15 protein-coding genes, 2 rRNA genes and 1 pseudogene (1 of these 18 running past the window's edge) are annotated in these 22,193 nt (G+C 71.9%); 5 read left to right on the top strand and 13 right to left on the bottom strand.

Going from position 1 to position 22,193, the window contains the following annotated elements; genetic code table 11:
- The first annotated feature begins 99 nt into the window (after positions 1–99).
- The 3 genes from OG982_RS05265 to OG982_RS05275 all read left to right on the top strand — a co-directional run bounded on the left by OG982_RS05265 (position 100) and on the right by OG982_RS05275 (position 5,072).
- Positions 100–1,866: a glycoside hydrolase family 15 protein gene (locus tag OG982_RS05265; protein WP_266792202.1), complete on the top strand. Its 1,767-nt coding sequence runs from the start codon at positions 100–102 to the stop codon at positions 1,864–1,866.
- 184 nt (positions 1,867–2,050) lie between these two features.
- Positions 2,051–3,430, top strand: coding sequence for an FAD-binding oxidoreductase (locus OG982_RS05270; protein WP_266789278.1), 1,380 nt, complete (start codon positions 2,051–2,053; stop codon positions 3,428–3,430).
- Between the two features lie 22 nt (positions 3,431–3,452).
- The gene (locus OG982_RS05275) at positions 3,453–5,072 is read left to right on the top strand and encodes a PucR family transcriptional regulator (RefSeq protein ID WP_266789276.1); all 1,620 of its coding nucleotides are present in this window, start codon (positions 3,453–3,455) and stop codon (positions 5,070–5,072) included.
- A 554-nt stretch (positions 5,073–5,626) separates the two neighbouring features.
- On the opposite strand, the gene OG982_RS05280 is transcribed toward OG982_RS05275, so the two are convergent.
- The 5 genes from OG982_RS05280 to OG982_RS05300 all read right to left on the bottom strand — a co-directional run bounded on the left by OG982_RS05280 (position 5,627) and on the right by OG982_RS05300 (position 10,739).
- Positions 5,627–6,754 carry a glycosyltransferase family 4 protein gene (locus tag OG982_RS05280; protein ID WP_266789274.1) on the bottom strand — a complete coding sequence of 376 codons (1,128 nt, stop codon included), beginning with the start codon at positions 6,752–6,754 and terminating at the stop codon, positions 5,627–5,629.
- Between the two features lie 144 nt (positions 6,755–6,898).
- Complete coding sequence (gene recN / locus OG982_RS05285) at positions 6,899–8,632, bottom strand: DNA repair protein RecN (protein WP_266792200.1); 1,734 nt, start codon at positions 8,630–8,632, stop codon at positions 6,899–6,901.
- A gap of 82 nt (positions 8,633–8,714) precedes the next feature.
- Positions 8,715–9,647 (bottom strand): NAD kinase, encoded by a 933-nt coding sequence (locus OG982_RS05290; protein ID WP_266789273.1) that lies wholly within the window; start codon positions 9,645–9,647, stop codon positions 8,715–8,717.
- Positions 9,644–10,459: a TlyA family RNA methyltransferase gene (locus OG982_RS05295; RefSeq protein ID WP_266789271.1), complete on the bottom strand. Its 816-nt coding sequence runs from the start codon at positions 10,457–10,459 to the stop codon at positions 9,644–9,646. The genes OG982_RS05290 and OG982_RS05295 overlap by 4 nt, the downstream gene beginning before the upstream one ends.
- A 7-nt stretch (positions 10,460–10,466) precedes the next feature.
- Positions 10,467–10,739, bottom strand: a complete 273-nt coding sequence (locus tag OG982_RS05300; protein ID WP_266789269.1) for a hypothetical protein — start codon at positions 10,737–10,739, stop codon at positions 10,467–10,469.
- Positions 10,740–10,804: 65 nt separating this feature from the next.
- Here OG982_RS05300 and OG982_RS05305 point away from each other — a divergent pair, with 65 nt between their 5' ends.
- Positions 10,805–11,152, top strand: coding sequence for an SCP2 sterol-binding domain-containing protein (locus tag OG982_RS05305; RefSeq protein WP_266792198.1), 348 nt, complete (start codon positions 10,805–10,807; stop codon positions 11,150–11,152).
- Positions 11,153–11,209: 57 nt separating this feature from the next.
- Here the strand turns inward: OG982_RS05305 and OG982_RS05310 are convergent, their stop codons facing one another.
- The 4 genes from OG982_RS05310 to OG982_RS05325 all read right to left on the bottom strand — a co-directional run bounded on the left by OG982_RS05310 (position 11,210) and on the right by OG982_RS05325 (position 15,319).
- A complete protein-coding gene (locus OG982_RS05310) occupies positions 11,210–12,094 on the bottom strand; it encodes an ABC transporter ATP-binding protein (RefSeq protein WP_266948000.1) in 885 nt (294 codons plus the stop codon).
- A complete protein-coding gene (locus tag OG982_RS05315) occupies positions 12,091–13,155 on the bottom strand; it encodes an iron chelate uptake ABC transporter family permease subunit (protein WP_266949859.1) in 1,065 nt (354 codons plus the stop codon). The genes OG982_RS05310 and OG982_RS05315 overlap by 4 nt, the downstream gene beginning before the upstream one ends.
- Before the next feature lie 2 nt (positions 13,156–13,157).
- On the bottom strand, positions 13,158–14,207 hold the full coding sequence (locus OG982_RS05320) for an iron ABC transporter permease (RefSeq protein WP_266789268.1): 1,050 nt from the start codon (positions 14,205–14,207) through the stop codon (positions 13,158–13,160).
- Between the two features lie 74 nt (positions 14,208–14,281).
- Positions 14,282–15,319 carry an HAD hydrolase-like protein gene (locus OG982_RS05325; protein WP_266789266.1) on the bottom strand — a complete coding sequence of 346 codons (1,038 nt, stop codon included), beginning with the start codon at positions 15,317–15,319 and terminating at the stop codon, positions 14,282–14,284.
- 88 nt (positions 15,320–15,407) lie between these two features.
- On the opposite strand from OG982_RS05325, the gene OG982_RS05330 reads away from it, so the two are divergent.
- Complete coding sequence (locus OG982_RS05330; protein ID WP_266789264.1) at positions 15,408–16,679, top strand: DUF1015 domain-containing protein; 1,272 nt, start codon at positions 15,408–15,410, stop codon at positions 16,677–16,679.
- Between the two features lie 70 nt (positions 16,680–16,749).
- Here OG982_RS05330 and OG982_RS05335 read toward each other — a convergent pair whose 3' ends face one another.
- From OG982_RS05335 to OG982_RS05350, 4 genes and pseudogenes are all read right to left on the bottom strand, one after another.
- On the bottom strand, positions 16,750–17,616 hold the full coding sequence (locus OG982_RS05335; protein ID WP_266792193.1) for a tetratricopeptide repeat protein: 867 nt from the start codon (positions 17,614–17,616) through the stop codon (positions 16,750–16,752).
- A 687-nt stretch (positions 17,617–18,303) separates the two neighbouring features.
- Positions 18,304–19,047: pseudogene (locus tag OG982_RS05340) on the bottom strand (hypothetical protein); the annotation flags it as partial.
- Between the two features lie 198 nt (positions 19,048–19,245).
- Positions 19,246–19,362: ribosomal RNA gene (rrf, locus tag OG982_RS05345) — 5S ribosomal RNA — on the bottom strand.
- A 106-nt stretch (positions 19,363–19,468) separates the two neighbouring features.
- Positions 19,469–22,193 (bottom strand): 23S ribosomal RNA (locus OG982_RS05350) (it continues 398 nt past the right edge of the window).

A 22,193-nucleotide genomic window follows, 5' to 3' on the forward strand; every position in this document is an offset into this window, starting at 1 on the left:
GCAACCGCGCATTGCAAGCGCCCTTCGGGGCGGACGTGGCCGTTCGACTGGAGATGCAACGTGTCCGGGCGCATCGAGGATTACGCACTGATCGGGGACATGCAGACAGCGGCGCTGGTCTGCCGGGACGGATCGGTGGACTGGTTGTGTCTGCCACGTTTCGATTCCCATGCCGTCTTCGCGGGCATTCTCGGTACCGAGGATCACGGGTTCTGGCGGATCGGCCCGGCCTTCCCCGCCGACGGCGAGGCCCCGGCCGCGAGCCGGCGCCGCTACCGCGGCGACTCGCTGGTGCTGGAATCGGAGTGGGACACCCCGCGCGGCACGGTCCGCGTCATCGACTTCATGCCGCCGCGCGAGGACCACGCGCCGCAGCTGATCCGCATCGTGGAGGGCGTGAGCGGGCGCGTGCGGATGCGCTCCGCGCTGCGCATGCGCTTCAGCTACGGGCGGGTCGTGCCCTGGGTGCACAAGGTCGACGGGCGCACGGTCGCCGTCGCCGGCCCCGACTCGGTCTGGCTGGACACCGACGCGCAGACCTACGGCGAGGACCTGACGACGTACTCCGACTTCACCGTCGGACCGGGCGACCGGCGGGCCTTCTGCATCAGCTGGCAGCCCTCGCACAAGGGCGCCCCGGAGTCCCCCGACGCCGAGGCGGCGCTGGAGGCCACCGCCGAGTTCTGGCGCGAGTGGGTCGAGCACTGCACGTACCACGGGCCTTACCGGGAAGCGGTGATCCGCTCCCTGATCACCCTCAAGGCCCTCACGTACGCCCCCACGGGCGGGATCGTCGCCGCGCCGACCACCTCCCTCCCGGAGGAGATCGGCGGCGTCCGCAACTGGGACTACCGCTACACCTGGCTGCGGGACGCGGCGATCACCCTCTCCTCACTGCTGCGCACCGGCTACCGCGAGGAGGCCCGCGCCTGGCGCGAGTGGCTGCTGCGCGCGGTCGCCGGCGACCCGGAGAACCTCCAGATCATGTACGGGATCGCCGGCGAGCGGGAGCTCGGCGAGACCGAGCTCGACTGGCTGCCCGGGTACGAGAACTCCCGGCCGGTCCGCGTCGGCAACGGCGCCGCCGGCCAGCTCCAGCTCGACGTGTACGGCGAGGTCACCGAGGCCCTGCACCTGGGCCACATGACGGGCCTGGCCCGCAACGACTACGCCTCGTTGCTCCAGCTCAAGCTGATCCGCTACCTGGAGACCCACTGGGACCAGCCCGACGAGGGCATCTGGGAGGTGCGCGGCCCTCGCCGCCACTTCGTGCACTCGAAGGTGATGGCGTGGGTGGCCGTGGACCGCACGATCAAGCTGATCGAGAGCGGGGACGCGGACGGCCCGCTGGAGCGCTGGCGCGAGCTGCGCGACGAGATCCACGAGGACGTGTGCGAGAAGGGCTACGACAAGGAGCGCAACACCTTCACCCAGTCGTACGGGTCGAAGGAGCTGGACGCCTCGCTGCTGCTGATCCCGCAGATGGGCTTCCTGCCGCCGGACGACAAGCGTGTCATCGGCACCATCGAGGCGATCCAGCGCGAGCTGTCCACGCCCGACGGCTTCATCCTGCGCTACCCGACGGCCGGTGAGGAGGCCGGCGTCGACGGCCTGGAGGGCGACGAGGGGGCCTTCCTCGCGTGCTCGTTCTGGATGGCGGACGACCTCGCGATGATCGGCCGGGTCGACGAGGCCCGCCGGCTCTTCGAACGGCTGCTGGCGCTCCGCAACGACCTGGGGCTGCTCGCGGAGGAGTGGGACCCGCGCCGCCAGCGCCAGGTCGGCAACTTCCCCCAGGCCTTCAGCCACGTCCCCCTGATCGACACGGCCCTGCGCCTGACGGCGAGCGGGGCGTACGGGGGGTAGCGGCACGATCGGCCCCGCCGGCGTTCGAGGCGGCGCGGGGTGCCGGGGGCGAAAGCCCCCGGGATCCCCCCGGACGAAGTCGGGGGGGGGGGGGGAACGGCGCCGCACGGCCGGCGCGCCCCCGCCACCGGCCCCGCCTACGCTGGAATGGTCTTACGCCATCCTCCGAAAGGAGCGGCAGGCCATGGCCCCCTCAAAGGCCGGCACCGCACTCGCCGCCCTCCGCGACGACCTCTCCGGCGCCGTGTTCACCGCGGACGACCCGGGCTACGACGAGGCCCGGACCCTCTTCAACGCGATGATCGACCGCAAACCCGCCGTCATCGCCCAGTGCGAGAGCGTCCCGGACGTCGTCACCGCCGTCCGCTTCGCCCGCAGCCTGGACCTGCCCATCGCGGTGCGCGGCGGCGGCCACAGCGTCGCCGGGATGTCCCTCAACGACGGCGGTGTCGTCGTCGACCTCCGCCGGATGCACGAGGTCACGGTCCATCCGGCGGCCAAGGCGGTCCGCGTCGGCGGCGGCGCCACGATGAGCCACCTCGACCGGGCCTGCCAGCCGTACGCCCTGGCGACCACCGGCGGCCGGGCCTCGACCACGGGCGTCGGCGGGTACGTGCTCGGCGGCGGCTCCGGCTGGGCGGACCGGAAGTTCGGCCTGGCCGTGGACAATCTGCTCGGCGTCGAGCTGGTGACGGCCGACGGCCAGGTCCTCGACGTGACCGCGGAGGAGAACCCGGAGCTGTTCTGGGCCCTGCACGGCGGCGGCGGGAACTTCGGCATCGCCACCTCGCTGACGCTGCGGCTGCACGACCTGCCGGTGTTCTCGGTCGCCATGGTGCTGGCCCTGCCCGAGCACGGGCCCGCGCTGACCCGCGCGTACCGGGACATCATCGAGTCCGGTCCGGACGAGGCCGCCGGCGGGATCCTCTACCTGACCGGCCCGCCCGCGGAGTTCGTCCCGCCGCATCTGGTCGGCACCCTGCTCGCCGGCGCGCTGCTCACGTACACCGGGCCCGAGGAGGAGGTGCGCGCGCTCGCCGCGCCGCTGCTGGCCGTCCCGCACGAGGTGGAGATGGTCACCGCCCTGCCCTACGCGGACTTCCAGTGCATGTTCGACGACCCGCCCGAGCTGCGCAACTACTGGTCCGCCGAGTACCTGCGCGCCGCCCCCGACGAGCTGCTCGACGTGTTCTGCGCCCGTGCGGCCTCGATGCCGGTGCCGTCGGGCTGCCAGCACGTGCTCTTCCCGCAGGGCGGTGCCATCGCGTCGGGCCCGCCCGAGTGGCCGGTCCCGTACCGCGACGCGCCCTGGGCCGTGCACCCGTTCGGGATCTGGGAGGACCCGGCGGACGACGCCCGCGCCATCCAGTGGGTCCGCGACACCCGGACCGACGTCCGGCCGTGGAGCACCGGCGCCGTGTACCTCAACTTCACCGGCGACGAGGGCCGGGAGCGGGTGGTCGCGGGGCTCGGCGAGGAGAATCTGGCCCGGCTGGGCGGGGTGAAGCGGGAGTTCGACCCGGACAACGTCTTCCGCTTCAACCACAACATCACCCCGGCCTGACCCCCTGGTAGCGTCCCGCGACATGGACAATCAGGGCGGCATCACCGTTCAGCGGGCGCTGGAACTGCCGGGACTGCGCAGCGGACTGCCCGAGGTGGTGGCCTGCGCCGACCGCCTCGGCCGCACGGTGCGCTGGGTGCACGCCGGCGAGGTGCCGAACATCGCCTCCCTGCTCAAGGGCGGCGAGCTGCTGCTGACCACGGGCCTGGGTCTGGGGACGCGCCCGGCCGAGCAGCGCGCGTTCGTACGCCGCCTCGCGGACCGGGGGATCGCCGCGCTGGTCGTGGAGCTGGGCCCGCGCTTCACGCGGCTCCCGGCGACGCTCGTCGAGACGGCCCGGGCGGCCGGTCTGCCGCTGGTCCAACTCCACCGCGAGGTCCCCTTCGTGACGGTCACGGAGGAGGTCCACACCGAGATCGTCAACCACCACTACGCCCTGCTCCAGCGGGCCGAGGAGGTCCACCGGCGCTGTACGCAGGCACTGCTGGGCGGCGGCGGGATCCCCCAGGTGCTGCGCATCCTGGCGGACTTCACCGCGAACCCGGTGTTCCTGGAGACCCCCGACGGGCAGCTGCTGTACGCGGCCGGCCCGGTCTCCGGCGAGGCCGCGGCGGACCCGCTCCAGGTGTGGGAGGGCCTGCGGGGGCAGCGCGAGGCGGAGCCGTCGGCCAACACGGTGGTCATCGACGTCCCCGGCGGCGGGCACGGCACGGGATCGGTGCGCGCGCGCGTGGTCCTGCTGGGCGTCTCGGCGCCGCTGCTGCCGGTGCACCGGATGGCGGCGGAGCGGACGGCGGGGGTACTGGCCGTGGTCCTGATGCAGGCCCGCCAGGAGGACGAGCTGGCGGCGCGGGGGCGCGGGGACTTCCTGACGGACCTGGCGGAGGGCCGCATCTCGGCCGAGGACGCACCGGCGCAGGCACGGGTCCTGGGCTTCAAACCGGGCGCGGGCCCGCTGTTGCCGGTGGTCATGCGGCTTTCCTCCGACCTCGGGCCCTCCGGGAACTGGGCCGTGCTGGCCCGGGCGGTGCTGGAGGAGCTCTCCTCGGTCGGGGTCCCCGTCCTGCTCGGGGTCCGCCCGGTGGAGGGCCGGGTACCGCTGCTGGTCTCGCTCCGCGCGGAATCGGAACGCACGACGGTCGCGGACCGGGTCGCGGCCGCGCTGCGGGCCGGGGTCGAACGGGCCGGCCTGGACCGGGCCGGCGCCCCGCCGGCGGTCGTGGTCGGCGTCTCGGGCGGCTGGGCGGCGGCGTCCGCCGGGCTCCGGCACGCCGCCGAGACGGCGACGGCGGCCCATGGCCTGCCGGCCCGGCCCTGGTACGACGCGCGGCGCCTGGACATCGACCTCCTGCTGTGGCGGCTGCGCGAGCACCCCGACCTGGCGGCGTTCGTCGACCGCGCGATCGGCCCGCTCCGCGTCCACGACACCACCTCCCGCCCCCCGCTCCTCCCCACCCTGGAGACGTACCTCGCCCATGCCGGCCGCAAGGCGGAGACTGCCCGCGAGCTGCACCTGAACCGCCAGACCCTGTACAACCGCCTGGCCCGCATCTCGGAACTCCTCGGCACGGACCTGGACGACCCCGAGACGGTCCTCTCCCTGAGCCTCGCCCTCCGCGCCCGCCGCCACGTCCCTTCTTGACGCCGCGCTCCTTCTTGACGCCGCCCTCGCACCGCTCGGCCCTGGCGGGCCTCCCGGGCTTCGCCCGGCTGCGCCGGACTCCGTCCGTCGGCTGCCTGGCCGGGGTCCCGGCCCCGGCCGTCCCGGGCCTTGCCCGTCCGCCGTCTGCGGGACGGGACGGGGTGTATTACGGCCCGGCTGCGTCCCCCCGCGCCAGCTGGCCTCGGGCCCGGGTGGGGCCGGTGCGGGGCCCTGCGGGCGGCTTCTCCCCGCCCCGCCCTTCCACCGTTCCCCGGGCTCCGCCCAGACCCGCGCCTCAAACGCCGGCGAGGCTGAGACCGCCCGCCGGGCAACCCAGCCGGTGCGGGGCGAAGCCCACGCACCCAAAGCGCCCGCCGGTCAAATCCAGCCCCGCCGGCGATTGAGGCGCGGGAGCCCAGGTGCAACGCCGCCGCACCATCCAGCCCCGCCGGCGTTTGAGGCGCCGGGGTCCGGGGGCAGCGCCCCCCGCAACGGCGCGCACGGGCCGGGCCGGGCCGTCCAGCCCCGCCGGCGATTGAGGCGCCGGGGGCCGGTCAGCGGGCCGCAGGGGGGCGGCGGCGGTCCATCAGTTCGTCGTACACCGCCAGGACCTGCGCCACCGTGTCGTCCTCCGACGGCCACGTCGCGGCCTGGGCCCGCCCCGCCGCGCCGAGTTCCGCGCGCCTTGCCGGGTCGCCCAGCAGGCCCGCCACCGCCGAGGACAGCGCGCCCCGGTCCCCGTACGGCACCAGCACCGCCGCGTCACCGACCAGCTCCGGCACGCCCCCCACCGCCGTGGCCACCAGCGCCACCCCGGCCCGCAGGGCCTCCTGCGCCAGCAGCGACCGGCCCTCCCACCGGCTCGGGAGCACCGCGACGTCCGCCGCCGCCAGCAGCTCCGCCGCGTCCCGGCGCCGCCCCAGCAGCCGCACCGGCAGCGCCTCCAGCTCGATCCGCCGGGCCAGTTCGGCCCGGAGCGGCCCCTCCCCCGCGATCACCAGCAGCGGTACCGGGTTCAGCCCGCGCCACGCCCGCGCCGCGTCCAGCAGCACGGAGTACCCACGGCGCGGCACCAGGCTGCCGACCGCGATGACCAACGGCCGTTCCACCGCCCCGAGTTCCGCCCGCGCCTTCCCCGGGTCCCCGCCCGCGGCCGCCGTCGGCCCGGCCGGCACGGCCACCGCCGCCAGCCGCGCGTCCCGCGCACCGCGCCGCCGCGCCAGGTCCACCTGGTCCGACGAGGACCCCAGGACCACCGCCGCCGCCCGCGCCACCCGCCGCTCCAGCAGCCGGCTCAGCCGCCCCAGCGTGCCCCCGCTCTCCGGGTTTCCGTGCCAGGACACCACCAGCGGCGCCCGGTGCCCGCGCAGCGCCAGCGCGGCCCGCAGGCCGGCCCGTACGCCGTGCGCGTGCACCACGTCCGCCCCGGCGCACGCCGCCCGCAGCGCGCTCACCGCGTCGGGCGCGAACGAGGCCCCGGCGCCGGTGAAGTCGTACTCCCCCTCCGCTTCGACGGGGGCGCACACGGTGACCCGTACCCCCCGCGCGGCGAGCCCGGTCGCCAGCGACCGCACGTGCGTACTGCTGCCCGCGCCGGCGCCGCCCAGCACTTGGACGGTGCGGAGCGGCGGCCGCCCGTACGGCTGGGCCTGGGCGGGTACGGGGACCGGGGAGCTGCTCACGGGCCGAAGCTCCTGGGTGAGGGAGGCAGAGACGACGCCCAGGATGCCAGTCCGCACGCGCGTTCCGGGACCATACGGGTGCGTATCCCGTACGAGATACCGCCAGTCACCCCTCAGCCTCACCCACACGGACTAGCGTGCGACTCACCCCGACGCGTCCGCGCGCGCCGCCGCGAGGAGTTCCTCGGCGTGTGCGCGGGCGGTTTCGGAGTCCTCCTGGCCGGCCAGCATCCGCGACAGCTCGCGGATGCGGTCCTCGCCCTCCAGGACGGTGACGCCGCTTCGGGTCACGGCTCCGTCGACGGTTTTCTCCACCAGCAGCTGCCGGTCCGCGAAGGCGGCCACCTGCGGCAGGTGGGTGACGACCACGACCTGCGCCGACTTGGCCAGCTTCGCGAGCCGCCGGCCGACCTCGACGGCCGCCTTGCCGCCGACGCCGGCGTCGACCTCGTCGAAGAGGTACGTCGGCACGGGGTCGGAGCCCGCGAACACGACCTCCACCGCCAGCATCACCCGCGACAGCTCACCGCCCGAGGCGCCCTTGGCGATCGGCCGCGGCTGGGCGCCGGGGTGCGGGGCCAGCAGCAGTTCGACCTCGTCGGCGCCCGAGGGCCCGTACGCGACGTTGCGGCCGCCGACCTCGACGCCGTCGGCCCCCTCGGGGGACTCGGTCTGGCGGATGTCGAAGGTCACCCGGGCGTGCGGCATCGCCAGCGAGGCCAGCTCCTCCGTCACGGCGGACGCGAACCGCGAGGCGGCCTCCACCCGGGCGTCCGTCAACGCCTGTGCCAGCTGCGAGAGTTCCTCTCGCAGCCCGTCGCGCTCGGCGGTGAGTTCGGTGATCCGCTCGTCGTCGCCGTCGAGTTCCAGCAGCCGCGCCGAACCCTGCTGGGCCCATTCCAGTACGGAGTCGATCGAATCGCCGTACTTGCGGGTCAGCTGCGTCAGCGCCGCCCGGCGCTCCTCCACCGCGGCGAGCCGCAGCGGATCGGCGTCCAGGTCGTCGGCGTACCCGGCGAGCTCCCCGGCCACGTCGCCGAGCAGGATGCCCAGCTCCCCGATCCGCTCGGCGAGCGCGCCGAGCGCCGGGTCGTGCGACCGTACGGATTCCAGTGCCCGGTGGGCGCCCGCGACCAGCGTGTTCGCGTCGATGCCCTCCGGGTCCTCCGGGTTGCCGGCCAGCGCCGCGTGCGCGAGCTGCGCCGCCGAGGCCAGCGCCTCCGCGTGCCCGAGCCGTTCGGCCTCCGCCGCGAGCTCGGCGTCCTCGCCGGCCAGCGGCTCGACGGCGGCGATCTCGTCCAGCCCGAAGCGCAGCAGATCCGCCTCCTGGGCCCGCTCCCGGGCCCGGGTGGTGATCTCCTCCAGTTCGGCGGCGGCCGCGCGCAGCCGCCGGTAGGCGCCCGCGTACTTCTCCAGGGGTACGGTGACGGCGTTCCCGGCGTACCGGTCGAGGGCCTGGCGCTGCCGGGCGGGCCGCAGCAGGCCCTGCTGGTCGGTCTGCCCGTGGACGGCGACGAGGTCGTCCGCGAGTTCGCCGAGCAGGCCGACGGGCACGGAGCGGCCGCCGACGTGGGCGCGCGAACGCCCCTCGGCGGACACCGTCCGGCTGATCAGCAGCGCGCCGTCGTCGAGTTCGGCCCCGGCCTCCTCGGCGCGGACGGCGGCGGGCGCGTCGGGGCGCATCACGAGGCGCCCCTCCACGACGGCCGCCTTGGCGCCGATCCGCACCAGGGCAGGGTCGGCGCGCCCGCCGAGCAGCAGCCCGAGGCTGGTGACGACCATGGTCTTGCCCGCGCCGGTCTCGCCGGTCACCGCGGTGAAACCGGGCGACAGCTCGACCACCGCGTCGTCGATGACACCGAGCGACCGTATCCGCATCTCCTCAAGCACGGGACGACGATACCGAGGTTTGACCGGTGCCATGTGACGTCACCCGTGGAGAGTTTCCCGAACGGATGTGCTAATGCGGTGCCCCGCGCCACCCCGACACGGGCAGCGCGAACTTCGCGACGAGCCGGTCCGTGAACGACGCGTGGTGCAGCCGGGCGAGCCGCACCGGCACCGTGCCCCGGCGGACCTCCACCCGCGCCCCCGACGGCAGCTCCAGCGTCCGGCGCCCGTCGCACCACAGCACCCCGTGCGGGGTACCCGTCTGAACCTCCACCGCCAGCACCGAGTCCGGCGAGGTCACCAGCGGCTTCGCGAACAGCGCGTGCGCGCTGATCGGCACCATCAGCAGCGCCTCCACCTCCGGCCACACCACCGGGCCGCCCGCCGAGAAGGCGTACGCCGTGGAGCCCGTCGGCGTGGCGCAGACGATCCCGTCGCAGCCGAAGCCGGACACCGGGCGCCCGTCGATCTCCAGGACCACCTCCAGCATCCGCTCCGGGGACACCTTCTGAACGGCAGCCTCGTTCAGCGCCCAGTCCTGGTGGACGACGTCCCCGTTGGTCCGCACGATCACGTCGAGGGTCATCCGCTCCTCGACCTCGTACTCGCGCGTCACCACACGGTCGACGACCTTGTCCAGGTCGTCCCGCTCCGCCTCGGCGAGGAATCCCACCCGGCCCAGGTTGACGCCGAGCATCGGCACCCCCGAGCCGCGCGCGAACTCCGCGCCGCGCAGCAGGGTGCCGTCCCCGCCCAGCACGATCAGCAGCTCACAGCCGTCGAACACCTCGGGCGTGCACTCGTCGACGAGCTCCACCTCGGGAGGCAGCGGCAGGTCCGCGGCCTCGTACCGCAGCACCCGCACCCCCAGGCCGCTGCGCAGCAGGCCGCGTACGACCAGCTCGGCGCTGCGGATGGCCGCCGGTCGCCCGGTGTGCGCGAGCAGGAAGACCGTGCGGCCCTCCCCCACCTGTTCCGCCCGTTCCCCCACAGAATCTGTCACTGAGGCCCCTCCGCCACTGCACGGTCAACATCCGCCGGGTCGAGCGCCGGTGCCCCCGCCCTCAGCCACAGAAAGTACTCGACGTTGCCCGACGGCCCCGGCAGCGGGCTCGCCGTCACGCCGACCACGCCCAGCCCCAACTTCCACGCCTGCGCGGCGACTTCCCGTACCGCCTCGGCGCGCAGCTCGGGGCTGCGGACCACGCCGCCGCTGCCGAGGCGCTCCTTGCCGACCTCGAACTGCGGCTTGACCATCAGCACCAGGTCCGCGTCCGGGGCGCAGCAGCGCACCAGCGCGGGCAGCACCAGCCCGATGGAGATGAAGGACAGGTCTCCGACGACCAGGTCGACCGGGACGCCGTCGATCAGCTCCACGGTGAGTTCCCGGACGTTCGTCCGGTCCTTGACGGTGACCCGGTCGTCGCTCTGCAGCGACCAGGCGAGCTGCCCGTAGCCGACGTCGACGGCGACGACGTGGGCCACGCCCGCGCGCAGCAGCACGTCGGTGAAGCCGCCCGTGGAGGCGCCGGCGTCCAGCGCCCGGCGGCCCTCGACGACGAGCCCCTGCGGCCGGAACGCCGCGAGGGCGCCCGCCAGCTTGTGGCCGCCGCGGGAGACGTAGTCGGGGTCGCTGTCGTCCTTGAGGACCACGAGGGCCGCGCTGGTCTCGACCTGGGTGGCCGGCTTGGTCGCGGTGGCGCCGCCGACGGTCACCCGGCCCGCGGCGATCAGCTGGGCCGCGTGCTCGCGCGAGCGGGCCATGCTGCGGCGTACCAGTTCGGCGTCCAGGCGGCGTCGTGCCACTCCTGCCACGTTCGGTTCAGCTCCTGTTTTCGTACGGTCCGGGGACGGGCGGTGCGTCCAGCGCGGTCAGCGCGTCGCGCAGTCCCCTGTGCACATCCTCGTACACCTCGACGTGCCCGTCCGCCGTGAGGTGGTCGGCGTCCGCCAGCCGCTCCAGGTGCGCGTCCACGTCGGCGTGCCCGGTGGGGGTGCGTACGACGCCCAGCGGTCCGGGCTCCGGCGCGGACGGCGCGGGGGGCGCGGACTCCTCGGGGACGTCCGGAACGGGCCCGGACACTTCGTCGGTCATGCCCCGACGCTACCCCGAAGCGCGGCCGCGACCACGCACGGCTCTGCGGTACGGTCGTGATCACGATGGCTACGATCGAGGAGTGCCGCGAAGCACTCGACCAACTCTCCGGCAACCTGGCGCGGGCCGACGGCGACGTGCCCGGCGCGGCCGCGCTCGACCGCTCCCTGAGCTGCCACATCACCGACCTGGACCGGACCTTCACCGGCCGCCTCGAAGGCGGCCGGATCCGGGTCGACGCGGTCGCGCCCGGCCCGCCCGCCGCCAAGGCCGAGATCCGGCTCGCGATGACCGGCGACGACCTGGTGGCGATGGTGGCGGGCGAGCTGAAGTTCGCCAAGGCCTGGGCCTCCGGCCGGGTCAGGCTGGAGGCCGGCTTCCGCGACCTGCTGAGGCTGAAGAGCCTGCTCTGACGGCCCGGCCGGCCGGGCCGCCCCGGGCGGGACTCGGACTCAGATCGGGAATCGGACTCAGACGGACACCTTCGCGCGGGCCTGCCGGCCCGCCGGGATCACCAGCGGCGTCCCGGTCTCCGGGTCGTCGATGACCTGGCAGCGCAGCCCGAACACCTTCTCCACCAGTTCGGCGGTGACCACCTCGGCCGGCGGCCCCTCGGCGATCACCTCGCCGCCCCGCAGGGCGATCAGGTGCGTGGCGTAGCGGGCGGCGTGGTTGAGGTCGTGCAGGACGGCGACCAGGGTCCGGCCCTGGTTCTCGTGCAGCTCCGCGCACAGGTCCAGGACGTCCAGCTGGTGCTGGATGTCCAGGTAGGTCGTCGGCTCGTCGAGCAGCAGCAGCGGCGTCTGCTGGGCCAGCGCCATCGCGATCCACACGCGCTGGCGCTGCCCGCCCGACAGCTCGTCCACGGCCCGGTCGGCGAGTTCGGCGACCCCGGTGGAGGCCATCGACTCGTTGACGATCCGCTCGTCCTCCTGCGACCACTGGCGCAGCAGCCCCTGGTGCGGGTAGCGGCCGCGCGCGACCAGGTCGGAGACGGTGATGCCGTCCGGAGCGATCGAGGACTGCGGGAGCAGCCCCAGCGTCTTGGCGACCTTCTTCGCGGGCAGCGACCCGATGGCCTGCCCGTCCAGCAGCACCCGCCCGGCGGACGGCTTCAGCATCCGCGACAGGGCGCGCAGCAGCGTGGACTTGCCGCACGCGTTGGGGCCGACGATCACCGTGAAGGAGTTGTCGGGTATCTCCACCGACAGGTTCTCGGCGATGACCCGCTGCTCGTATCCGAGGGTCACGTTCTCCGCGGTCAGCCGCTGCACTTGCGTACTCCTAGGGTTTCCGAGTCCGGCGGCCGGTTCCGCCCCGCTCACGGTCGCGCTCGTCGTATCCGTCGCGCTCATATCCGTCCCGCCTTGCGCTCGGTGACGAGCAGCCACAGCAGGTACACACCGCCGACGAGTCCCGTCACCACGCCCACCGGCAGCTGGTCGGCGCCGAAGGCCCGCTGCGAGGCCCAGTCGGACAGCATCAGCAGCACGGCGCCCATCAGGGCCCCGGTCAGCAGCCCCGCCCCGGGCGAGCGGGTCAGCCGCCGGGCCAGCTGCGGCGCGGCCAGCGCGACGAAGCTGATCGGCCCGGCCGCGGCGCTCGCCGCCGTGGTCAGCAGGATCGCCGCCACCATCAGCAGCATCCGGGTCCGCTCCACCCGCACGCCCAGCGCGTACGCGGCGTCGTCGCCCATCTCCATGATCCGCAGGGCCCGGCCCTGCAGGAGGACCAGCGGGAACAGCACCGCGCAGGTCGCCAGCAGCGGCCACACCTGCGCCCAGTCCCGGCCCGCCAGCGAGCCGGTCAGCCAGACCATCGCGCGGGTCGCCTCGACGAGCTGCGCCTTCGTCAGGAGGTACTGGATCATCGCGACCAGCATCGCGGAGGCGCCGATGCCGACGAGCACCAGCCGGTAGCCGCTGATGCCCTGCTTGTACGCGAGCAGGTACACGCCGAGGCCCGCGATCAGGCCGCCGATAACGGCCCCGAGGGCGACCTCGGTGGCGCCGCCGTGGAAGACGATGATGACGACGAGCGCGCCGACCGCCGACCCGTACCCGAAGCCGAGCAGGTCCGGGGAGCCGAGCGGGTTGCGCGAGACGGACTGGAAGACGGCGCCGGACATCCCGAGGGCGGCGCCGACCAGCAGCGCGACCAGGACGCGCGGCAGCCGCAGGTCGTTGACGATGAAGTCGTTGGCCGGGGTGCCGTTGCCCAGCAGGGTCTGCACGACGTCCGCCGGGGCGATCTCGAAGTCGCCGGTGCCGATGAGGACGACGGCCAGCGCGAGCGCCGCGACGGCGAGCAGCAGCCCGACGGCGAGCGCGCGCCGCTCCACGCGCAGGGACAGCCCGGCGGGGAGCCGCAGCGGCCGGGGCCCGGCGGCCCGTCCCGCCCGGAGTTTCGTGGGCACGGTCACAGCTGGGCCATCCTCTTGCGCCGAACCAGGTAGATGAAGACGGGGCCGCCGATGAGGGCGGTGACGATGCCGACCTGCAGTTCCGCGGGCCGGGTGACGACCCGTCCGATGACGTCGGCGCCGAGCAGCAGCACGGGGGACAGGACCGCCGAGTAGGCGAGCACCCAGCGCATGTCGGGGCCGGTGAAGAACCGTACGAGGTGCGGGATCATCAGGCCGATGAACACGATCGGCCCGCACGCGGCGGTGGCCGCCCCGCACAGCAGGGTGATCGCGATCATGGCGCCGATCCGGGTGCGCGTCAGGTTCGCCCCGAGCGCGCGGGCGGTGTCGTCGCCCATGGCCATCGCGTTGAGCGGTCGGCCCAGCGCGAGCGCGAGGACCGCGCCGGCCAGCAGGAACGGGGCCACCTGCCGGACGGTGTCCATGTTGGCCGAGGCCAGCGAACCCACCGTCCAGAAGCGGAGCTTGTCGAGCGCCTTGCTGTCCATCAGCTGGACGGCGTTGATGTAGCCGACCAGGGCCGCGCTGGCGGCCGTACCGGCCAGGGCCAGGCGCACCGGGGTGGCGCTGCGGCTGCCGCCGAGCACGTACACGACGACGGAGACGACGCCCGCGCCGAGGAACGCCCACCAGACGAACTCGCTCAGGGAGTTCGCCCCGAAGAAGCTGATGGCCGACACGACGGCGGCCGCGGCGCCCGCGTTGACGCCGAGGATGCCGGGCTCGGCCAGCGGGTTGCGGGTCAGCGCCTGCATCACCGCGCCGGACAGGCCGAGGCCGAGGCCGACCAGCAGCCCGAGGATGGTGCGCGGCACCCGCAGGTCCCGTACCACCACGTCGGAGGAGGTCCCCGAGTAGTGGAAGAGGCCGTGCCAGACCTCGTCGAGCGGCATCTGCTTGGCGCCCACGGCGATGCTCGCGACCGCGATCAGGGCCAGCACCGCGAGGGCGGCCAGCAGACCGGCGGCGCGCGCGCCGTGGCGCGACCGGGTGGCAGCGGCTGCGGGCGCCGCGCTCTGTTCTGGGGGACTCTCGACCAACACGGAGGTTAGGTTAGCCTACCCTCCGACCGGCAAGATCCCCCGTGTGGAGCAGCGCCCGTCCGGCGCCCCTGGGGTCAAAGTCCCAGCCTGGCGAGCGCCTTGTCCGCGTCCAGGCCGCAGGAACCCTCCCCGGCGTCCGTCCACGCCGCCGCGCACAGCGCCCGCAGCCCGTCGAGCGGGTCCCCGCCCTCCGCGCGCACCTCCAGTACGCCGTCCACCGCGACCGCCGTCCAGCCCCCGCAGCGCAGGCCCTCCCCCGCGTCACCGGCCACCTCCGGCTGGCCCGTGAGCAGCCCGCGCAGATCCCGGTCCACGTACGTCGGCCGGTGCCTCGGCTCGGCGCGCAGCAGCTGCTCCGCGTCCGTCACCCCGGTCAGCACCAGCAGCGAGTCCACCTCCCCGTTGAAGGCGCCCTCGATGTCGGTGTCCAGCCGGTCCCCCACCACCAGCGGCCGCTTCGCCCCGGTCCGCAGCACCGTCTCCCGGTGCATCGGCGGCTGCGGCTTCCCCGCCACCTGGGGCTCCGCGCCCGTGGCGATCCGTACGACCTCCACCGCGGCCCCGTTGCCCGGCGCGATCCCGCGCGCCGACGGGATCGTCAGGTCGGTGTTCGACGCGAACCAGGGCACCCCCCGGTTGACCGCGTACGAGGCCTCCGCGAGCCGGCCCCACTCCAGGCCGGGCCCCCCGTACCCCTGGACCACCGCCGCCAGGCCCTCCTCGTCGGCCGACTCCACCGGGACCAGCCCGCGCTCGCGCAGCGCCACCCGCAGCCCCTCGCCGCCGATGAGCAGCACCTTGGAACCCGCCGGCACCTGCTCCGCGATCAGCCGGGACACCGCCTGCGCCGAGGTGATCACCTCGCCCGCCTCGCTCGGGATCCCCAGCTCCGTCAGGTGGGCCGCCACCGCGTCCGGCGTCCGCAGCGCGTTGTTCGTGACGTACGCCAGGTGCATCCCGTCCGCCCGGGCCGCCACCAGCGAGTCGACCGCGTACGCGATGGCCTGCCCGCCCGCGTACACCACCCCGTCGAGGTCGAGGAGGGCCGTGTCGTACGCCTGGTGCAGACTGCGCTCACTGCCCGCGGGACGGGTCCTGCTCTGCGAGGTCATCGAGCCCTCTCCTCATACAGTCGATCTTGTCTCATTTCCGCACTCCCCCGATCATCCCGCATACCGAGACGCGACTTACGATGCAGCAATGACCACTTCCAACCCCGCGGAGCACGGCCTGCGCCTGATCCCCTTCCACGGACTGCGCTATGTCCCGGAGCGTGTGGGCAGCCTCGCCGCCGTCACCTCCCCGCCGTACGACGTGGTCGTGCGCCCCGACGGAGTCGACTACCTGGAATCCGCGGACCCGCACAACATCGTCCGCCTCATCCTCCCGCAGGCGGAAACCCCCGCCGAGCGCAACGACCAGGCGGCCCGCACCCTCCGGGACTGGCTCGCCGAAGGCGTCCTCAGCGCCGACTCCGAGCCCGCTCTCTACGTGTACGAACAGCGCAAGGCCGGCCTCCTCCAGCGCGGCGTCGTCGGCGCCCTGGCCCTGTCCGACGCCGCGGCCGGCATCGTCCTGCCCCACGAGGACGTCATGCCCGACGTGGTCACCGACCGCGCCGGTCTGATGCGGGCCACCGCCGCCAACCTGGAGCCCCTGCTGCTCACCTACCTCGGCGACGCCCCCGACGCGGGCACCGCGGCGGTCGTCGAGCGCACGGCCCAGAGCGCCCCGCTGCTCTCGACCACCACCGAGGACGGCATCCGGCACCGCCTGTGGGCCATCACCGACCCCGCCGAGCTGGCCGCCGTCACCTCGGACCTCGGCCACCGCCAGGCCCTCATCGCCGACGGCCACCACCGCTGGGCGACGTACCTGCGCCTCCAGGACGAGCACCGGTCCCCCACCGGGTGGGACTTCGGCCTGGTCCTCCTCGTCGACACCGCCCGCTACCCGCTCCAGGTCCGCGCCATCCACCGGATGCTGCGCCGCCTGCCGCTCGCCGACGCCCTCGCCGCGCTGGACGGCTCCTTCCGGGTCCGCCCGGTCGACGGCCCGCTCCCGCTCGCCCTGGAGGTCCTCGCGGACGCCTCCGAGCGCGGCAACGCCTTCCTGCTGGCCGGCGACGGCACCTTCCACCTGGTCACCGACCCCGACCCGGCCCTCATCGAGCGCACCGTCCGCCGCGACCGCCCCGAGGCCTGGCGCCGGCTGGACGCCACCGTCCTCCACGCGACCCTGCTGGACGCGCTGTGGCAGATCCCGGACGCCCCCGAGGACATCACGTACATCCACGACGCGGAGGCCAGCGTCGCCATGGCCGAGCGTCACGGCGGCACGGCGGTGCTGCTCCACCCCGTACGGGAGGCCGTGGTCCGCGACCTGGCCCGCCAGGGCGTCACCATGCCGCGCAAGTCGACCTCCTTCGGACCGAAACCGGCCACCGGCCTGGTCCTGCGCAGCGTCGACTGAGGCGCGCCCCGGGAACGCGAAAGGGCGGTACCCCCGGTGGGGTACCGCCCTTTCGTTTCAGCTACGCGGCTCAGGCCTTGTCGTCGGCCCGGTCGTCGTCGAGGTCGGCGACGACCTCGTCGGTGACGTCGACGTCAACGTCGGCCTCGGCCTCGGAGTCCTCCAGGGCCTCGTACTCCTCGTCGTCCTCGTCGTAGTACTCGGCCTGGTCCGAGGCACGCTCGGCGGCGGCGATCTCGGCGGCGTCCGCCTCGTCGTCCTCGTCGGCCTCGTCCTCGACGCTCAGGGCGCCCTCGGCGTCCTCGTGCATCGCGTCGACGAACTCGACACCGTCCAGCTCGGCGAGCCGGTCGGAGGCGTCGGTCGCGCCGTCCTTGTCCGCTTCGAGGGTCTTGCCGAACCACTCGCGGGCCTCGTCCTCACGACCGGCCGCCAGCAGGGCGTCGGCGTAGGCGTAGCGCAGGCGCGCCGTCCACGGCTGGACGGAGTTGGAGGCCAGCTCCGGGCTCTGCAGGGTCACGATCGCGGCGTCGAGCTGACCCAGGTCGCGCCGGGCACCGGCGGCGACGAGACGCATCTCGACCTGACCGGCCTTGTCCAGCTTCGCCACCTCGGGCTCGCCGGCCATGGTCAGCGCCCGCTCCGGACGGCCGAGGCCGCGCTCGCAGTCGGCCATGACGGGCCACAGCTCGACGGAACCGGTCATCCGCTTGGCGGCGCGGAACTCGGCGAGCGCCTCGCTGTACTTCTGCGTCGCGTACGCGGCGAAGCCGGCGGCCTCGCGCACGGCGGCGACACGGGAGGCCAGCCTCAGGGCGATGCGCGAGTACGCGTACGCCTGCTCGGGGTCCTCGTCGATCAGCCGGGCCACCATCACCAGGTTCTTGGAGACCTCCTCGGCCAGGCCCTTGGGCAGGCTCAGGAGCTCCTGACGCACATCGGCGTCGATCTCGAACCCGGTGACGTCCTCGTCGATCGGAAGCCGCTTGACCGGGTCCCGGTCACGGTCCGCGCGGAAGTCGCGGTCGCCGCCACGGTCGTCACGACCGCCGCGGTACCCACCACGGTCGTCGCGCCCACGGAAGCCACCCCGGTCGCCACCGCGGTCGTCGCGGCGCGGGTACGAGGGACGGTCGCCACCACGGTCGTCACGACCGCCGCGGAACCCACCACGGTCGTCATCACGACGGGGGTACGAAGGACGGTCGCCCCGGTCGTCACGGCGCGGGTAGCTCGGACGGTCGCCACCACGGTCATCACGGCGGAAGCCACCGCCACCGCCGGAGGGACGCCCACCACGGTCGTCATCGCGACGGGGGTAGGACGGACGGTCCCCACCACGGTCGTCACGGCGCGGGTACGAGGGACGGTCGCCACCACGGTCGTCACGCCCACCGCGGAACCCACCACGGTCGTCATCACGACGCGGGTAGCTCGGACGCTCGCCCCGGTCGTCGCGACGGAAACCACCGCCGGCGGGACGGCCACCACGCTCGTCGTCACGACGGGGGTAGGACGGACGGTCCCCACCACGGTCGTCACGGCGCGGGTACGAGGGACGGTCGCCACCACGGTCGTCACGACCGCCACGGAACCCACCACGGTCGTCATCACGACGCGGGTAGCTCGGACGCTCACCGCGGTCGTCACGGCGCGGGTAGGACGGCCGGTCGCCGCCACGGTCGTCACGGCCACCGCGGAACCCACCACGGTCATCGTCACGGCGCGGGTACGAGGGGCGGTCGCCACCGCGGTCGTCGCGACGGAAACCGCCGCCACCGCCGGAGGGACGGCCACCACGGTCGTCATCACGGCGGGGGTACGAGGGACGCCCGCCGCGGTCGTCATCGCGACGCGGGTACGACGGACGGTCGCCCCGGTCGTCACGGCGCGGGTAGCTCGGACGGTCGCCACCGCGGTCGTCACGGCGGAAGCCACCGCCACCGCCACCACCCGAGGGACGGCCACCGCGGTCGTCGTCGCGACGCGGGAAGCTCGGACGGTCGCCACCGCGGTCGTCACGGCGGAAGCCGCCGCCACCACCCGAGGGGCGCCCACCGCGGTCGTCATCGCGGCGCGGGTACGACGGACGGTCGCCCCCACGGTCGTCGCGACGGAAGCCACCGCCACCGCCGGAGGGACGGCCACCACGGTCGTCGTCACGGCGGGGGTAGCTGGGACGGTCGCCACCGCGGTCGTCACGACCACGGAAGCCGCCGCCGGAAGGACGGTCGCCGCCGGCGGGACGCCCGCCGCGGTCGTCGCGGCGGAAGCCGCCGCCACCACCGGTCGGACGGCCACCACGGTCGTCGCGGCGGAAGCCGCCACGGTCACCGCCACGGTCGTCACGACGGAAGCCGCCCCTGTCACCGCCGTCGTTGCGCCGAGGCTCGCGCTCCGGACGATCGTCGGGAGAGTTGGACATGGGTGTGACTCCTGTCTTCGGGGTACCGCTAGTCATTCTCGCGCAACCAACCCATGGCCGCGCTTCGGCGTAAAGAGGTGAAAAACAAAAAGGACCCTTGGTCCAGCGTTGAACGCTGGACCAAGGGTCCTTTGAAAGATTGTTCGGCGGCGTCCTACTCTCCCACAGGGTCCCCCCTGCAGTACCATCGGCGCTGAAAGGCTTAGCTTCCGGGTTCGGAATGTAACCGGGCGTTTCCCTAACGCTATGACCACCGAAACCCTATCGGTTTCGAGCGAACAAGCACACTTTGTAGTTATGTTCCAGCTCTAGAAACCAGCAACCGTTCGTTGCTTCAGAACTAACACAGTGGACGCGAGCAACTGAGGACAAGCCCTCGGCCTATTAGTACCAGTCAGCTCCACCCGTTACCGGGCTTCCACATCTGGCCTATCAACCCAGTCGTCTACTGGGAGCCTTACCCTCTCAAGGAGGTGGGAATACTCATCTTGAAGCAGGCTTCCCGCTTAGATGCTTTCAGCGGTTATCCCTCCCGAACGTAGCCAACCAGCCATGCCCTTGGCAGGACAACTGGCACACCAGAGGTTCGTCCGTCCCGGTCCTCTCGTACTAGGGACAGCCCTTCTCAATATTCCTACGCGCACAGCGGATAGGGACCGAACTGTCTCACGACGTTCTAAACCCAGCTCGCGTACCGCTTTAATGGGCGAACAGCCCAACCCTTGGGACCGACTCCAGCCCCAGGATGCGACGAGCCGACATCGAGGTGCCAAACCATCCCGTCGATATGGACTCTTGGGGAAGATCAGCCTGTTATCCCCGGGGTACCTTTTATCCGTTGAGCGACGGCGCTTCCACAAGCCACCGCCGGATCACTAGTCCCGACTTTCGTCCCTGCTCGACCCGTCGGTCTCACAGTCAAGCTCCCTTGTGCACTTACACTCAACACCTGATTGCCAACCAGGCTGAGGGAACCTTTGGGCGCCTCCGTTACCCTTTGGGAGGCAACCGCCCCAGTTAAACTACCCATCAGACACTGTCCCTGATCCGGATCACGGACCGAGGTTAGACATCCAGCACGACCAGAGTGGTATTTCAACGACGACTCCACAACCACTGGCGTGGCTGCTTCAAAGTCTCCCACCTATCCTACACAAGCCGAACCGAACACCAATATCAAACTGTAGTAAAGGTCCCGGGGTCTTTCCGTCCTGCTGCGCGAAACGAGCATCTTTACTCGTAGTGCAATTTCACCGGGCCTATGGTTGAGACAGTCGAGAAGTCGTTACGCCATTCGTGCAGGTCGGAACTTACCCGACAAGGAATTTCGCTACCTTAGGATGGTTATAGTTACCACCGCCGTTTACTGGCGCTTAAGTTCTCAGCTTCGCACGCCCGAAAGCGCACTAACCGGTCCCCTTAACGTTCCAGCACCGGGCAGGCGTCAGTCCGTATACATCGCCTTACGGCTTCGCACGGACCTGTGTTTTTAGTAAACAGTCGCTTCTCGCTGGTCTCTGCGGCCACCCCCAGCTCACGGAGCAAGTCCGATCACCAGTGATGGCCCCCCTTCTCCCGAAGTTACGGGGGCATTTTGCCGAGTTCCTTAACCATAGTTCACCCGAACGCCTCGGTATTCTCTACCTGACCACCTGAGTCGGTTTAGGGTACGGGCCGCCATGAAACTCGCTAGAGGCTTTTCTCGACAGCATAGGATCATCCACTTCACCACAATCGGCTCGGCATCAGGTCTCAGCCTTAATGAGGGACGGATTTGCCTACCCCTCGGCCTACACCCTTACCCCGGGACTACCACCGCCCGGGCTGGACTACCTTCCTGCGTCACCCCATCGCTTACCTACTACAAGTCTGGTTCGTCGGCTCCACCACTTTCCTTTCCCCGAAGGGTCCGGAACGGCTTCACGGACTTAGCATCGCCTGATTCGATATTGGGCGTTTCAAAGCGGGTACCGGAATATCAACCGGTTGTCCATCGACTACGCCTGTCGGCCTCGCCTTAGGTCCCGACTTACCCTGGGCAGATCAGCTTGACCCAGGAACCCTTAGTCAATCGGCGCACACGTTTCTCACGTGTGTATCGCTACTCATGCCTGCATTCTCACTCGTGAACCGTCCACAACTAGCTTCCGCTGCTGCTTCACCCGGCACACGACGCTCCCCTACCCATCACAGCGGGCGTTGGCCCTATTGCTGCAATGACACGACTTCGGCGGTACGCTTGAGCCCCGCTACATTGTCGGCGCGGAATCACTTGACCAGTGAGCTATTACGCACTCTTTCAAGGGTGGCTGCTTCTAAGCCAACCTCCTGGTTGTCTCTGCGACTCCACATCCTTTCCCACTTAGCGTACGCTTAGGGGCCTTAGTCGATGCTCTGGGCTGTTTCCCTCTCGACCATGGAGCTTATCCCCCACAGTCTCACTGCCGTGCTCTCACTTACCGGCATTCGGAGTTTGGCTAAGGTCAGTAACCCGGTAGGGCCCATCGCCTATCCAGTGCTCTACCTCCGGCAAGAAACACACGACGCTGCACCTAAATGCATTTCGGGGAGAACCAGCTATCACGGAGTTTGATTGGCCTTTCACCCCTAACCACAGGTCATCCCCCAGGTTTTCAACCCTGGTGGGTTCGGTCCTCCACGAAGTCTTACCTCCGCTTCAACCTGCCCATGGCTAGATCACTCCGCTTCGGGTCTAGAGCGTGCAACTCAAACGCCCTATTCGGACTCGCTTTCGCTACGGCTTCCCCACACGGGTTAACCTCGCTACACACCGCTAACTCGCAGGCTCATTCTTCAAAAGGCACGCAGTCACGACCGTTGTTCCGAAGAACAACGGCGACGCTCCCACGGCTTGTAGGCACACGGTTTCAGGTACTATTTCACTCCGCTCCCGCGGTACTTTTCACCATTCCCTCACGGTACTATCCGCTATCGGTCACCAGGGAATATTTAGGCTTAGCGGGTGGTCCCGCCAGATTCACACGGGATTTCTCGGGCCCCGTGCTACTTGGGAGATGAGCAAGCAAGCCGCTGATGTTTCGTCTACGGGGGTCTTACCCTCTACGCCG

The sequence above is a fragment of the Streptomyces sp. NBC_01551 genome (genome assembly GCF_026339935.1).
Lineage (GTDB): Bacteria > Actinomycetota > Actinomycetes > Streptomycetales > Streptomycetaceae > Streptomyces.

Coding starts and splice junctions, on each gene's coding strand:
- OG982_RS05265 (WP_266792202.1), top strand. CDS start 100: ATGCAGACAGCGGCGCTGGTCTGCCGGGACGGATCGGTGGACTGGTTG.
- OG982_RS05325 (WP_266789266.1), bottom strand. CDS start 15,319: ATGACCTCGCAGAGCAGGACCCGTCCCGCGGGCAGTGAGCGCAGTCTG.
- OG982_RS05310 (WP_266948000.1), bottom strand. CDS start 12,094: ATGAGCGCGACGGATACGACGAGCGCGACCGTGAGCGGGGCGGAACCG.
- OG982_RS05330 (WP_266789264.1), top strand. CDS start 15,408: ATGACCACTTCCAACCCCGCGGAGCACGGCCTGCGCCTGATCCCCTTC.
- OG982_RS05275 (WP_266789276.1), top strand. CDS start 3,453: ATGGACAATCAGGGCGGCATCACCGTTCAGCGGGCGCTGGAACTGCCG.
- recN (WP_266792200.1), bottom strand. CDS start 8,632: ATGCGGATACGGTCGCTCGGTGTCATCGACGACGCGGTGGTCGAGCTG.
- OG982_RS05300 (WP_266789269.1), bottom strand. CDS start 10,739: ATGACCGACGAAGTGTCCGGGCCCGTTCCGGACGTCCCCGAGGAGTCC.
- OG982_RS05270 (WP_266789278.1), top strand. CDS start 2,051: ATGGCCCCCTCAAAGGCCGGCACCGCACTCGCCGCCCTCCGCGACGAC.
- OG982_RS05305 (WP_266792198.1), top strand. CDS start 10,805: ATGGCTACGATCGAGGAGTGCCGCGAAGCACTCGACCAACTCTCCGGC.